Annotated in this window: 12 protein-coding genes; 9 read left to right on the top strand and 3 right to left on the bottom strand. The window is 64.1% G+C overall.

What is annotated here, in order from left to right:
* The first annotated feature begins 6 nt into the window (after positions 1–6).
* The 6 genes from AC0L3B_RS02210 (at position 7) to AC0L3B_RS02185 (ending at position 4,563) form a co-directional block, all read left to right on the top strand.
* Positions 7–243, top strand: a complete 237-nt coding sequence (locus AC0L3B_RS02210; RefSeq protein WP_018458551.1) for a hypothetical protein — start codon at positions 7–9, stop codon at positions 241–243.
* Positions 244–412: 169 nt separating this feature from the next.
* Positions 413–595 (top strand): hypothetical protein, encoded by a 183-nt coding sequence (locus AC0L3B_RS02205; protein ID WP_018458550.1) that lies wholly within the window; start codon positions 413–415, stop codon positions 593–595.
* A 192-nt stretch (positions 596–787) separates the two neighbouring features.
* On the top strand, positions 788–952 hold the full coding sequence (locus tag AC0L3B_RS02200) for a Flp family type IVb pilin (protein ID WP_018458549.1): 165 nt from the start codon (positions 788–790) through the stop codon (positions 950–952).
* Between the two features lie 185 nt (positions 953–1,137).
* Positions 1,138–2,700: a hypothetical protein gene (locus AC0L3B_RS02195; RefSeq protein ID WP_446481212.1), complete on the top strand. Its 1,563-nt coding sequence runs from the start codon at positions 1,138–1,140 to the stop codon at positions 2,698–2,700.
* A 175-nt stretch (positions 2,701–2,875) separates the two neighbouring features.
* Complete coding sequence (locus AC0L3B_RS02190) at positions 2,876–3,871, top strand: glycosyltransferase family 2 protein (RefSeq protein WP_018458547.1); 996 nt, start codon at positions 2,876–2,878, stop codon at positions 3,869–3,871.
* An 8-nt stretch (positions 3,872–3,879) separates the two neighbouring features.
* Positions 3,880–4,563 carry a class I SAM-dependent methyltransferase gene (locus AC0L3B_RS02185; protein WP_018458546.1) on the top strand — a complete coding sequence of 228 codons (684 nt, stop codon included), beginning with the start codon at positions 3,880–3,882 and terminating at the stop codon, positions 4,561–4,563.
* A gap of 1 nt (position 4,564) precedes the next feature.
* Here the strand turns inward: AC0L3B_RS02185 and AC0L3B_RS02180 are convergent, their stop codons facing one another.
* Positions 4,565–6,010, bottom strand: coding sequence for a hypothetical protein (locus tag AC0L3B_RS02180; protein WP_247366786.1), 1,446 nt, complete (start codon positions 6,008–6,010; stop codon positions 4,565–4,567).
* A gap of 198 nt (positions 6,011–6,208) precedes the next feature.
* Here AC0L3B_RS02180 and AC0L3B_RS02175 point away from each other — a divergent pair, with 198 nt between their 5' ends.
* The 3 genes from AC0L3B_RS02175 (at position 6,209) to AC0L3B_RS02165 (ending at position 11,094) form a co-directional block, all read left to right on the top strand.
* Positions 6,209–6,628: a hypothetical protein gene (locus AC0L3B_RS02175; RefSeq protein ID WP_026233607.1), complete on the top strand. Its 420-nt coding sequence runs from the start codon at positions 6,209–6,211 to the stop codon at positions 6,626–6,628.
* A 215-nt stretch (positions 6,629–6,843) separates the two neighbouring features.
* Positions 6,844–8,478, top strand: a complete 1,635-nt coding sequence (locus tag AC0L3B_RS02170) for a thiamine pyrophosphate-requiring protein (RefSeq protein ID WP_018458542.1) — start codon at positions 6,844–6,846, stop codon at positions 8,476–8,478.
* Between the two features lie 114 nt (positions 8,479–8,592).
* Positions 8,593–11,094 carry a GAF domain-containing sensor histidine kinase gene (locus AC0L3B_RS02165; protein WP_018458541.1) on the top strand — a complete coding sequence of 834 codons (2,502 nt, stop codon included), beginning with the start codon at positions 8,593–8,595 and terminating at the stop codon, positions 11,092–11,094.
* Positions 11,095–11,100: 6 nt separating this feature from the next.
* On the opposite strand, the gene AC0L3B_RS02160 is transcribed toward AC0L3B_RS02165, so the two are convergent.
* Together AC0L3B_RS02160 and AC0L3B_RS02155 are read right to left on the bottom strand one after the other, a co-directional pair.
* Entirely contained in the window at positions 11,101–12,681 is a 1,581-nt protein-coding gene (locus AC0L3B_RS02160) for an MDR family MFS transporter (protein WP_018458540.1), read from the bottom strand.
* Positions 12,682–12,836: 155 nt separating this feature from the next.
* On the bottom strand, positions 12,837–13,352 hold the full coding sequence (locus AC0L3B_RS02155; protein WP_026233606.1) for a YcgN family cysteine cluster protein: 516 nt from the start codon (positions 13,350–13,352) through the stop codon (positions 12,837–12,839).
* Positions 13,353–13,425 lie beyond the last annotated feature (73 nt).

Genomic DNA, 13,425 nt, shown 5'->3' with positions numbered 1-13,425 from the left:
CCTGACATGCCCTGGTCGACCGCGTTCGACGAACCCATCTCGTTACGTGGCGGGCGCAAGCTGCGGACGCTGCAAGAAGCTGCCGATCACATCATGCGACTGCCCGAGGATACGCAGGATGCGAGCCACTGGCAGACCGCGATCGAAACCCTGATCAACGCGGCCGAGACCGGCGGCGGCTGGATGATGTTCGCCCGCATCGCGGTGTTGCGGGCGCTGAATGCGGACGGTCGGCGCGAGTGAGCCGGGCGCCCCGCTCGAGAACAGGCTCAACAATCCGTTAAGTCAAGCCGCGCTTTCAGCGTCTGCCTGCGGCCGGAGGGCACGTAATCCTACGGAAGACAAAATTAACCGACGCTTCCCGCTCAGCGCAGCATCGTCGCCCCTCGATTGAACTCGGGGTTGCAGGCTCGTGAAGCAGCAGGACGCCAGAAAGAATTACATCGGCATCGTCAACGACGCGGCCGAGGAAGAAAGCCTGGCCGGCAGCTCCGCGCGAGCGCAGCCGTCCGTGGTCAGCTATCTGGTCGGACGTCTGGCGATAGTGCTGAAACGCTCCAGCAAGGCCGCACCGGAACGCCAGATCTCGTCCTGAGACGGGATGACGACATCGCCAAATGCGTCCGAATTGGGTGACGAAACCTTAAGTCAATCGATGTCACCATATCAAACGGCAGGTGAGGACCATCCGCCCTGCGTTTTGGCGCGCTCACGAAAACTTAGTGAATCAATTTACCATTCCGAAAACGGCACCGGCCTAGGTTGGACGGATGAACAGGAGTTGACGATGACTTTGCTCAAGTCATTTCTTGCCGACGAAAATGGTGCCACCGCCATCGAGTATTGTCTGATCGCCACCGGCATCGCGTTCGCGATCATCACGGCCGTGAACAACACGGGCAGCGCACTCCTGAGCAGCAAATTCAACTCGATCAGCGCGGCGATGAAGTAGCCGGCATAGCCGGCGCGCCGCAATCGCATCAGCACGAATCCGCGTGCAGCGCGCCGGATGATAGGCTCCTCCTTCCGATGCGGCGGCGACCCCAGTTTGATTTTCGCGAAGTTCGCATTATTGGCGTTGTGTCGCGCGGTTGCGCTGTCGTAGAGCGTAAGCTCAAACTCTAGCGGCCCTATGACATGATTCCTTCCGACAAGCCGACCTCGACAATCTGGGCTCGTCTTGGCTCGGACCGATCGACGCCGATCAGCGTTCTTGCTGTCCTGGCGGCCCTGTCGTTTCTTCCGGTGCTGCTGACCCCTATCCCCGCGATGGTCGACTATCCCAATCATCTCGCCCGGATGTACATTCTGAGCCAGAACGGCACTCCCAATGCCAATCCGTATTACGAAGTGGCCTGGGCATTCTATCCCAACCTTGGAATGGATCTGCTGGTCCCGCAAATGGCGCGGCTGATCAACGTCGAGAACGCCACGCGCCTGTTTCTGCTCCTGAGCCAATTGCTGATCGTCGGAGGCGCGCTTTTGCTCGAATGGGCCCGGAAGGGACGGGTCCATCTCGCCGGCTTTGCGGCGCTCGCTTTCCTTTATTGTCTGCCGTTCAGCTGGGGCTTCGTGAATTTCGAGTTCGGACTGGGCCTCGCTCTTTGCGGCATCGCCGTCTATCTGATGCTCGCGGAGCGCCCATGGCCACTGCGTTTCGTCGTCAACATGGTCTTCGTCGCTGCGCTGTTTGCAGCACATTTCTTCTCCCTCGGCGTCTATGGCGCGACGCTCGGCGTCTACGAGCTCTCGCGCATCCGCCATGGGCGAAGGTCGTACGGGGTCGCCGCCGCGCGGCTCGGCGCGTTGGCCATACCGGCGCTTGCCCTCTTTGGGATCATGCGCATGACCGCGGGATCGATCGGAAGCGAAGGAACGAGCTGGTTCATCGGATTCAAGCCGATCTGGCCGTTGCGCATCATGAACGGTTACAATCTGACGATCGCAGCGGCGACCGGGCTTACGCTGATGGTCTCGCTGTTCTTCGCCGCAAGACGCGGCGTCCTCAAGCTCGAAACAGCCGGGACCTGGCTCGCGATCGGCTTCGCGCTGCTCTACGTCGTCATTCCCTCGAAGCTGTTCGGAACCTCGTTCGTCGACCTGCGCGTCATTCCCGCTGCGGCTCTGATCCTGCCGGCCTTCTGCTCGCTGACGCTGCCCAGCCGGGCGTGGAGAATGGCAGCGCTCGCCGCGATCAGTGGCGTCATACTGATCAATCTCGCCGTCGTGCTCACGGTGTGGCTGCCTTACCGCACCGACTATGCGGCCATCGTCGAGTCGTTCCACAAGATCGATCGCGGCTCGCGCATCCTCGTCGCCAGCACGGACGACAATGGAGACCCGCCCTTCGCCGACCTCACCTCATATCCGATGTACTATGCACCTACGCTGGCCGTGCACTATGCCAACGCGTTCGTGCCCAATCTATTCACGGAAGCGGGCAAGCAGCCCGTGCGGCCACGCGAGGACGTGCGCCGTCTTGCCATTCCCTACGGGGGGCCGGTGCCGCTGGGCGTGCTTACCGCGATTGCGGCAAGCCGGCCGCCGGCAGGCGTTCCGCCGTTCGTCCGCACCTGGCATCAGGACTTCGACTATCTCTATGTCCTCGGGCCGCGAGCCGCAAACCCGCTGCCGGATCTGCTGGAAGCGCTGGACACCTCTGAGCGATTTGTTCTCTACAAGATCCGCCGCAAGTCCTAGACCGCAAGTCCTAGGCCGAAGCCGCGGCTGCCCAGCGTGGTTAATCGGGCATCACCATCTGCACCCGCCTTTTGGAAGCCACCGCGGTGCCCCATATCCTTAATGGTTGTGGCAAGGCGACCTTAACCACCGCCGGCATAGACTTCCGCTCCTGCAACGAGTTGGACTCTCTCGCATGGCGGCCAATTTCCAGTCGATCCGCTACAGCCTCGTCATCCCCGTGTTCAACGAGGAAGCCGTGCTGCCGGTGCTGCTGCGCAGGCTCGACCTCGTCTTGTCCCGGCTCGACGGGCCGGCAGAGGCGATCTTCGTTGACGACGGCAGCAGCGATTCCAGCTCGATCGTGCTACAGGCACTCGCCACGCGCGACCCGCGCTTTCGCTATATCGGCCTGTCGCGAAATTTCGGGCATCAGATCGCCATCACCGCCGGCATGGACGCCGCGCAAGGTGAAGCGATCATCGTCATGGATGCCGATTTGCAGGATCCGCCCGAAGTGATCGAGCAATTGATCGCAAAATGGCAGGAAGGCAACGACATCGTCCACGCCCGCCGCCTGTCGCGCGACGGCGAAAGCCGATTCAAGCGCGCGACCGCGCATCTGTTCTACCGGCTTCTCGGCAGGATGTCCTCGGTCGGCATCCCCGCCGACGTCGGCGACTTCCGCCTGATCGATCGCAAGGTGCTCGACGCGCTTCGGCAGATGCCGGAGCAGGACCGCTTCGTACGCGGCATGATCGCCTGGCTCGGCTTCCGGCAGGCGGAGGTCACCTTCCACCGCCTCGAGCGAGCAGCGGGCGAGACCAAATATCCGCTGTTCAAGATGCTGCGGCTCGCGATGAACGCCGCGCTCGGCTTTTCCGATCTGCCCTTGCGCCTGGCAATCTGGTGCGGATTGACGGTCTCAGGTCTGGCACTGCTCTATGGCGGCTGGGTGATCCTGTTGTGGCTCAGCAACGATAGTCATCTCGTGACCGGCTGGTCCTCGACGATGGTCGTCATGTCCCTGCTGTGTGGAATGAACATGCTGATGACGGGTATCGTGGGGCTTTACGTCGGCCGCATCCATGCCGAGGTGAAACGTCGACCGCTCTACGTGGTGCAGACCCGCGCTGGCTTCGACCGCAACGAGGCGGCAGCCGCACCCGCGATCCACGCCGTCAACGAGTGACACAGCGCATGACCGAGCTCTTCGACGGCTATCACGACAACTACCGTGACGTGGTCCAATCCTCGATCGACTTCTCCGGCTTGCCGCATCATTTCTTCATGCGCGCCAAGGCCGATCTGCTGGGCAACCTGATCGCGCAGCGGCTCGACACGGAGAGGCCCGACATGCTGGACGTCGGCTGCGGCGTAGGCAGCCTTCATCCACTGCTGCACGGCATGGTCGGCCGCTTGAGCGGCATCGACGTCTCGTCGGCCAGCCTGGCGCAGGCGCGCGCTGACAACGGCAGGGTCGACTACCGTGAGTTCGACGGCCGCACCTTTCCTTTCGACGATGCCAGCTTCGATCTGGTCACGGCCGTCTGCGTGATGCACCATCTCGTGCCAACGGAATGGGCGCAATTCATCGCGGAGATGCGGCGCGTGACGCGCCCCGGTGGACTCGTCTGCGTCATCGAGCACAATCCGTACAACCCGCTGACCCGTCTTGCCGTCGCGCGTTGTGAGTTCGACCGGGACGCCGTCTTGCTCGGGGCCGGCACAACCCGAAAATTGATGGCTGCCGGCGGCTTGCGCGAGATCGGTGCGCGCCATTTCCTGCTGCTGCCCTGCGACACCAAGCCGTCGCGGCGTCTCGAAGCGACCCTGAGCGGCGTGCCGCTCGGCGGCCAATACGCCGCCTACGGGACCGCTTGATCTATCTTTGCGGTATATCTCGCCGCTTGTGCACGACCGCCACGTCGTCGCTGTAGACGCGCTGCCATTGGGGCAGCCGGTCCAGCATCGCTATAGCCGGCGTCCCCGGCGCGAGCAACGTCGCGCCGATGCTGTATTCGTCGAGCAATCTGAGAAAGTCGCCGAGATCGACGAGCGCCAGGGCGCGATTGTAGCGGTTGATGAACGCTCCCCCGTACAGTTCACCGCGACCGTCGATAAAGGTGGGAATGCCGGCAAAGATCAAATAGCCACCGAAGGTATAATCGTTGAGCACGTGCCCCGCTGCGGCGAGGTTGGCTTCAGCGATGGCAGCCTGAGGGGTGATGGCCGGAGCCGGCCGTATATCACGGGCCAGCGTCGCCCCGCTCACCGCAATCAACACACCGAGGGCGGCCAGGTTCAGGCGGCGCGACGAGCCGGCCGCATCTTTCCCAATCGGTCCGCCGAACTTTCGCCCCAGCGGAGCCGCCAGATAGAGCGGCGCCAGCATGGCCAGCAGATCCGCATTGCGGATCTGGGCCAGCGCGAAATGCAGCAAGCCGATCACGACCAAGGCCCGGACCACCGGCAGCGTCACGCCGCGCGAGAGCGCGAAGATCCCGGCCAGCAGCAACAGCTCGAAGAAGCCTATATGGCTGAAATCCTGCGGCCGCCATTCCGCGATCCAACCGAGCGCGGGGCCGAGGCCGAGCGTGGTCAGCGGCATCAGCAGCGGTTCCGGCCCGTAGGGGGTCAGGCAGGACGCCGCGACCGCAAGCGCCGTGAACGGCAGCCAACGCAGGAATACGCGTGGCCATTCACTACGCTCCTCGCAGAGCAGCGCCTCGAGCCCTGCAGGGCCGATCAGTCCAAGCGCCAGCACCACACTGCCGTGCAGATTGGCCCACACGACCAGCAGCGGAAGGGCCCAGTACGGCGGAGGCCCTCGACAATCCATGCAGCGTACCAGGGCCGCCGCCCAGGTCACCATCAGCGGCAGCACCAGTACATGTGGCCGCGCCAGCATATGCGGCGCCAAGAGGATGACGGCCACGATCACCATGAGCAGCGTCTGGGTCGGCGAAAGCTCGCGCAGCAGGAAGAAGGTGAACAGGCCAAAGGCGAGCGCTATCGCCGCGGCGCCGACGACGAGGACGCCTGGCCAGCCGGCGAGCGCGTAGGCTGCGGCGTAGATCACCTCCGAGAGCCATTCGAAGGTGATCCAGGGAGCGCCGTGCCTCGAAAAGGAAAATGGGTCGGTCGCTGGCAGCGTGCCATGCGCGATGATCCAGCGCCCGACCTCGATGTGGGAATAGCTGTCGGGATCATTGAGCAGCCGCGGTCCAAGGATCAGCAGCAGGCCATAGACGCCAAGGCTCACCAGCCAGGGAAGCGCCGCACGCGCCGAAAACGGTTGAACCTCGCTGTGGACGACCTGGTCACTCATGGCGAGCGCAAGTTAGGGCGCAAGCGTTAAATTCCTCTTTGACTTGACAGGGCCTGGCTTGGTGCGCGGCGGGCCGGTCACGCTTTGTGAACTATATTCCCGGTAGCGAAATCCGGGCTGCGGCGCTTTGACGACCATGCGGGTCCTGATACGCTTCACACTGTCAATCGACGAACCACGGCGGCTTGAAGGATGCGGATGAGAAGCGTGATGCTCTTGGCTTTCAGCCTCATCTTTGTTGGCGTCTGGTCGCAGGACAGCGCGAGAGGGCAGACTTCGGCCGCGCCGTCGGTTTCGCTTTCTCCGCCCAATGCATCGCCGCCGCATGCGGGCGCCAAAACTTCCAGACCTCCGCCGGCAGCATCCATCAGAGAAGCTTCGCCGCCGGTGATCGGCGGGCTTCCATCGGCGCCGAACCCAGCTGCCGACTACGATGGCTTCAGCGTAGGTATCGGCGACGGCAACGACACCTCGAGCCAGGTAGTCCCGCCTGTGAGGTCACGCAATGCGAAGGGCTCCAGGGCCGATCCGGGTGCGAAAGGCGCCGCTGAGCAATTGATCGATCAAGAAGACGAGTCGCTGAAACGCAAGCTGATGATCTGCCAAAGCTGCAAGTAGCGGTCGTAGTCCGGATGGAGCGCAGCGAAATTCGTCACTGGTCTATCCGGGTGGAACGGCCCCGGATTGCGCTGCGCTCCATCCGGGCTATGGCACTCGCTGCATAGCTGACCCACCGCGACTCTCATCGTCCGCGCTTTACCCTCCCCGGATTTCCTGATCCTCTCTCCCCTAATCGGCCGGAGCAACCGGCCTACGCCAGGGAGAGAGACGCCATGAAGCTCGGCACCGCGATTGCGGAAATCATGAAGCGCGAGGGGATCGGGATCCTCTGCGGCTATCCGGTCAACCATCTGATCGAGCATGCGGCCAAGGCCGATATCCGGCCGGTGATGGTGCGGCAGGAGCGCGTCGGCATCCACATGGCGGATGCGATCTCGCGGGTGACATCGGGACGCTCGATCGGCGCGTTCTGCATGCAGCATGGCCCCGGTGCGGAGAATGCGATGGGCGGCGTTGCGCAATGCTACGGCGAATCCGTTCCCGTACTGGTGCTGCCAATGGGCTATCAGCGCAGGCTTGCGCATATCGAGCCGAACTTCAATTCCAGCGAGGCGATGAAGGCGTTTTCGAAATCGTCGGAGCCGATCATCCTGGCCGCGGAAGTCGCCAACATTTTTCGCCGCGCCTTTACCAAGCTGAAGAACGGCCGCGGCGGCCCTGTGATCGTCGAGATCCCTGCGGACATGTGGAACGAGGAGGTGCCGGAGCCGCTGAACTACACGCCTGTGCTGCGCACCCGCTACGGCGCGGATCCCATTCATATGAAGGAGGCGGCCGACCTGCTCGTCAACGCCAAGCGCGCGGCGATCTATGCCGGCCAGGGCGTGCATTACGCCCAGGCGTGGCCACAACTGAAGCGGCTGGCCGAACGGCTCGCCATTCCCGTCACGACCAGCCTTGGGGGCAAATCGTCCTTCCCGGAAACGCATCCGCTCTCGCTCGGCTCCGGCGGCCTTGCGGTGCCGCGCGCCGTGCCGAAGTTTCTGGCTGAGGCCGACCTCATTTTCGGCATCGGCTGCTCCTTCACTGAAACAAGCTTCGGCATCGCGATGCCCAAAGACAAAACCATCATCCACTCCACACTCGATCCGAACCATCTCAACAAGGACGTGGAAGCCAGGATTGGCCTCGTCGGCGATGCCGGGCTTGTGCTCGACGCGCTGCTGGAGGAGATCGGCAAGACCGTCAGCGCGGATCGCGACGCGTCGGCGGTGGCAGCCGAGATCGCGGCTTCGCACAAGGAGTGGCTGGCGAAATGGATGCCGAAGCTCACCAGCAATGATGCGCCCTTGAGCCCCTATCGCGTGCTGTGGGACCTGCAACATACCGTCGACATCCGCAACACCATCATCACCCACGATGCCGGCAGCCCCCGCGACCAGCTTTCGCCGTTCTGGAAGTCGGTCGAGCCCCTCACCTATCTTGGCTGGGGCAAGACGACGCAACTCGGCTACGGCCTTGGGCTGGCCATGGGCGCAAAGCTCGCAAAGCCTGACAAGCTCTGCATCAATGTCTGGGGCGACGCCGCGATCGGCTTCACCGGCATGGATTTCGAGACCGCGGTGCGCGAGCGCATCCCGATCATGTCGATCCTGCTGAACAATTTTTCAATGGCGATCGAATTGAAGGTGATGCCGGTCTCGACCGAGAAATATCGCTCGACCGACATTTCCGGAGACTACGCCGCGATGGCGCGCGCCTTCGGCGGCTATGGAGAGCGGGTGACGAGACCTGAGGACATCACCCCCGCGATCAGGCGCGGCATCCAGAAGACGCAGGAAGGCGTTCCCGTGCTGCTGGAGTTCATCACCAGCAAGGAGACCGAGGTGTCGCGGCCGGGCACGTGAAGCGGGCCGGATTCCGGCAGCAAAACTCGCTGTCGCGGAGGCTGGCTCCGGCCGCAGGAGATGTGATAATCCGCCTCGGTGCCGCGCTTGTCGCGGCATCAAGCCGGATTGCGAATGACCGCCCCTTCCAACGACATCGCGGAATTTAAACGCCTGTTGCAGGCGGCCACAGCCGAGAACGCGCAGCTTCGCAGCGAGCTCGCGATTGCGCGCGATCGTCAGAACGCCAGCGCCGGGATTCTGCGCACCATCGCGGCCTCTCCGTCCGATGCCCGGCCGGTCTTCGAGGCGATCGCGTCCAGCTCCCGGCGCTTGCTCGGCGGCTTCTCCGCCACCGTGCTTCAGTTCATCGAGGACGAGCTCCACCTCGTGGCGTTTACACCAACGAGCCCCGAGGCGGACGAAGGGCTCAAGGCGTCGTTCCCGCGCAAGATTGCCGACTTTCCGACCTTTGCGCTGGTGCGTGGCGGCGAGACGATCCAGTTTCCCGATAGCGAAGCCGCGGAGGTCCCGGAGCTGAATCGGAACCTTGCGCGGCTGCGCGGCTTCCGCAGCGTGCTGTTCATGCCCCTGATGAATCGGGCGACGCCAGTCGGCATGATCAGCGTCACGCGCGCCGAGCCCGGCGCGTTCGCAGCCGACCACGTCCAGCTGCTCCAGACCTTCGCCGATCAGGCAGTGATCGCGATCGAGAATGCGCGCCTGTTCAACGAGACACGCGAGACGCTGGAGCGTCAGACCGCCACCGCCGACATTCTGAAAGTGATGGCCGCCTCGCCGTCCGACGTACAGCCGGTGTTCGACGCCATCGCGGCCAATGCCAACCGGCTGATCGGCGGCTTCTCCACCGCGGTGCTGCGCTACATTGGGGGCGCGGCGCACCTTGCGGCGTTCACGCCGACCGATCCGGCCGGCGATCGCGTGCTGCAGGCCTCGTTCCCGGTGCCATTCGCGCAGTTCCCGCCCTACCGGCTCGTGGCCAATGGTGTGGCGGCGCAATTGCCCGACACCGAAGTCGAACCCGCAGCCCGCGACATCGCGCGCGCCCGGGGCTACCGCAGCATGCTGTTCGCGCCCTTGATGAGCGACGGCGCGGCGATCGGCGTCATCATCGCCACGCGGCGCGCGACCGGCGCGTTCGGCGAGCATCACGTGCGGCTATTGCAGACCTTCGCTGACCAGGCGGTGATTGCGATCAAGAATGTCAGCCTGTTCAACACCACGAGGGAAGCGCTGGAACGGCAGACCGCGACCGCCGACATCCTCAAGGTGATCGCGGCCTCGCCCGCGGATGTGACGCCGGTGTTCCAGGCGATCTCCGACAGCGCCAAGTCCCTGGTCGGCGGACATTCCTCCACCGTCACGCGCGTCATCGACGACCTGCTGCACCTGGCCGCCTTCAGCACCGACAACGAAGCCGGCAATGAAGAGCTGCTCAATTCGTTCCCGGTGCCGCTGTCGGCATCCGGCATTCACAGCCGGGTGGCAAGAAGCGGAGAGTTCGCATTCCGCAGCGACATGCAGAACGAGCCCGACCTCACGGACGCCATGAGAGAGCTGGCGCGGACGCGAGGCTATCGCAGCATCCTCGTGATCCCGATGCTACGCGACGGCGTCGCGATCGGCACCATCGGCGTGACGCGGCCGGAGGCCGGTCCTTTCCCGGACAAGGCGATCGCCCTGCTCAAGACCTTTGCAGACCAGGCCGTGATCGCCATCGAGAACACGCGCCTGTTCAACGAGGTGCAGGACCGCACCCGGGACCTCGCCAAATCGCTCGACGATTTGCGCGCTGCCCAGGACCGGCTGGTCCAGACCGAGAAGCTGGCTTCGCTCGGCCAGCTCACCGCCGGCATCGCGCACGAGATCAAGAACCCGCTCAACTTCGTCAACAACTTTGCATCGCTCTCCGCCGAGCTGACGGACGAGCTGAACGCGGCGCTCGCGCCTGTCCCGCTCGCGGACGACGTTCGTAGCGAGGTCGACGAGCTGACCGGACTGTTGAAGGACAATCTCGCGAAGATCGTGCAGCATGGCAGGCGCGCCGACTCCATCGTCAAGAACATGCTGCTGCATTCCCGCGAGGGCGGCGGCGAGCATCGGCTGAGCGACATCAACGCACTGGTCGAGGAGAGCCTCAACCTGGCCTATCACGGCGCCCGCGCCGAGAAGCCACAGTTCGACGTGACGCTGAAGCGCGAGCTCGATCCGGCGGCCGGACAAGCGGAAGTGTTTCCGCAGGAGATCACCCGGGTGCTGCTGAACCTAATCTCGAATGGCTTCCACGCGGTCGCCAAGCGCAAGTCGGATGACGGCGCCGCCGATTACGAGCCGGTAGTGATCGCCGCGACACGCGACCGGGGCGACAGTATCGAGATCCGCATCCGCGACAATGGCACCGGCATTCCGCACGAGGTGAAGGAAAAGATGTTCGATCCGTTCTTCACCACCAAGCCGGCCGGCGAAGGCACCGGCCTCGGATTGTCGATGAGCCACGATATCGTGGTGAAGCAGCACGGCGGCACAATCGACGTCGCGACGGAGCCCGGCGCGTTCACCGAGTTCACGATTCGATTGCCGCGAAGCAGCAGCTTTCCGGACGGACGCCGCGGCTAGCGGTTCTTATTCCGCCATCTCGACGGGTTGCGTCGTGGACGGACCGGCCAGCGGCCGCTCCTCCATCATGATCAGGCAGAGCGCGGCGCCAGCCATCAGCGCGGTGGCGGCGCCGAAGACGTAGCGGAACGCATGCCGCATGTCGTCCGCGGGGATCGCATTGACGGCGCCGTGATGCTCGCCGGCGAGCGGAACGTCGGCACCGAGCGCGATGAGCAGGATGGCCGCGAACGCCGCAACCGTGAACGAGGACATAAGCGAGCGGAAGAAGTTCAACGCGCCCGTGATGGTGCCGACCTGCGGACGGGCGACCGAATTCTGCACCGAGACGACGCAGACCGGAAAGGTGGTGCCGAGGCCAAGCGCAAACGCAGCCATCAGCGTCAGCAGCGCCCAGAGCGGCAACGTCGTCAACGTGAGGCCGAGGCCGCACAGCGCTGCCCAGGACGTTCCTACGATGGCGACCCGCTTGTAGTGCTTGGCCCGCGCCATGGTGCGACCAGCGATGGCCGCGCCGCAGGTCGAGACCGCCGCGAGCGGAATCAGCGCGAGGCCCGCTTCGCTGGCGCTGAGGTGATAGACCGCCTCGTAATAGAGCGGCAGCTGCACCGTGAGGCCCGTGATCGCACCGAGCGCGCAACCGCCGGCCGTCAGCCCGAACGGCACAACCGATCCTCCGAGCAGCGGCAGCGGCAGGAACGGCTCTTCCGCCCGGCGCGCGTGCCACACGAAGGTGACCGCGAGCGCTACAGCGCCGCCCACCATCGCAAGCACGGTGGGCGAGAGCCACGGGAAGCGCGTGCCCCCCCAGGTCAGCACCAGCATGAAGACGACGGCAGAGGCCATCAGCAGCACGCCGCCGATCCAGTCCACCTTGCGCTTGCGGTGGAACACCGGAATCTTCTTCATCCTGGGCAGCAGCAACGCGATCGCCGCCGCCGCGAGCGGCACATTGATCCAGAAGATCATCGACCAGTGCAGATGCTCGGCGAACACGCCGCCGATGACCGGGCCGAGAATGCCGCCGACCATCCAGACGCTGGAGAAATAGGCTTGATACTGGCCGCGCTCGCGTGGGCTCACGACGTCGGAGATCACGGTCTGCACCACCGGCATGATGCCGCCGCCACCCAGTCCCTGGAGACCGCGTGCAAGAATCAGCATCGGCAGGTTCGGAGCGATCGCGCACAGCACCGAGCCCGCGACGAACAGGCTGAGCGAGATGATGATCATCACACGGCGCCCGTAGATGTCGCTGAGCGTGCCGAAAACCGGCGCGACCGCGGTCGAGGCGAGCAGATAGGCGGTGATGACCCAGGAGAGATTGGAGACGTCGTGGAACTGGCGTCCGATGGTCGGCAGCGCGGTGGCGACGATGGTCTGGTCCAGTGCGGCCAGGAACATCGTCAACATCAGGCTGATGACGATGGTGCGGACCTCGTCCTGCGACAGCGGCGCCGGCGGCGCGAGCGAAGGAGCGTCATCGACGCTCAAGACCTCGCTCGGAAGGCGCGACAATTCCTCGGCGATGTCGTCGGGCAATGTCTGGGTGTCGGCAGAACTGCTCTGCCGCTCGAACTTGTTCATCTCGACCGGAAGCCATGAGGCGGCGCAACACCGCGAAGGATTCGTTCTATGCAGTCAATGTAGACAGCAAAGTTCTTCTCAGGCAGGCACCGCGGCGCATGGGAGCATCCCACCCCACGGCCATCGCGAGGACGTGATCTACCTGGTGCGGCGGATCAGTCCTTCGGACGTCGCTTCAGGCGCGCCCGTTTTGGCAGCTGCGCCGGCCACTGCACGATGTGGTTCTCGAGCTCATCGTCCGGAATCTCGACCTCGCTGCCTTCGACCCGTCCGCGTACGGAGACGCCCGCGTCATGCACGGTGTCGGGATCGCCTGACACCAGGGGATGCCACCAATAGAGGTCGCGGCCTTCCGCAACAAGCTTGTAGCCGCAGCTCGGCGGCAGCCAGTTCAGGGTGCGGACATTGGCCGGGGTCAGGCGGACGCAGTCCGGAACCTTGTCGGAACGATTCGCGTAGTCCTTGCAGCCGCAGGTCACCCCATCGAGCAGCTTGCAGCCGACATGGGTGAAATAGATGTCGCCGGTGCCATCTTCCTCGAGCTTGTTCAGGCAGCAGCGGCCGCAGCCGTCGCACAGGCTCTCCCATTCGGGCCCCGACATCTCTTCCAACGTCTTGGTTTTCCAGAAGAATCCTTCCTGGCCTGAAGGTCGTTTGGGAGCTGCGGTCATGCGCCTCAACAAAAGTTCGAAAGAGCTACGGTTGGTGCCATCTAGGGCGTGCGGCCGTGGGGCTGCAAGCAAC

This window comes from Bradyrhizobium sp. Kon56 (genome assembly GCF_055807635.1).
The sequence above is the reverse complement of the archived record's forward strand: the minus strand, read 5'-3'. Positions and strand labels throughout refer to the sequence as shown.

Bases quoted from the DNA above. Each gene is read 5' to 3' on its own strand.
- AC0L3B_RS02210 (WP_018458551.1), top strand. From the start codon at position 7: ATGCCCTGGTCGACCGCGTTCGACGAACCCATCTCGTTACGTGGCGGG.
- AC0L3B_RS02200 (WP_018458549.1), top strand. From the start codon at position 788: ATGACTTTGCTCAAGTCATTTCTTGCCGACGAAAATGGTGCCACCGCC.
- AC0L3B_RS02195 (WP_446481212.1), top strand. From the start codon at position 1,138: ATGATTCCTTCCGACAAGCCGACCTCGACAATCTGGGCTCGTCTTGGC.
- AC0L3B_RS02190 (WP_018458547.1), top strand. From the start codon at position 2,876: ATGGCGGCCAATTTCCAGTCGATCCGCTACAGCCTCGTCATCCCCGTG.
- AC0L3B_RS02185 (WP_018458546.1), top strand. From the start codon at position 3,880: ATGACCGAGCTCTTCGACGGCTATCACGACAACTACCGTGACGTGGTC.
- AC0L3B_RS02180 (WP_247366786.1), bottom strand. From the start codon at position 6,010: ATGAGTGACCAGGTCGTCCACAGCGAGGTTCAACCGTTTTCGGCGCGT.
- AC0L3B_RS02175 (WP_026233607.1), top strand. From the start codon at position 6,209: ATGAGAAGCGTGATGCTCTTGGCTTTCAGCCTCATCTTTGTTGGCGTC.
- AC0L3B_RS02170 (WP_018458542.1), top strand. From the start codon at position 6,844: ATGAAGCTCGGCACCGCGATTGCGGAAATCATGAAGCGCGAGGGGATC.
- AC0L3B_RS02165 (WP_018458541.1), top strand. From the start codon at position 8,593: ATGACCGCCCCTTCCAACGACATCGCGGAATTTAAACGCCTGTTGCAG.
- AC0L3B_RS02160 (WP_018458540.1), bottom strand. From the start codon at position 12,681: ATGAACAAGTTCGAGCGGCAGAGCAGTTCTGCCGACACCCAGACATTG.
- AC0L3B_RS02155 (WP_026233606.1), bottom strand. From the start codon at position 13,352: ATGACCGCAGCTCCCAAACGACCTTCAGGCCAGGAAGGATTCTTCTGG.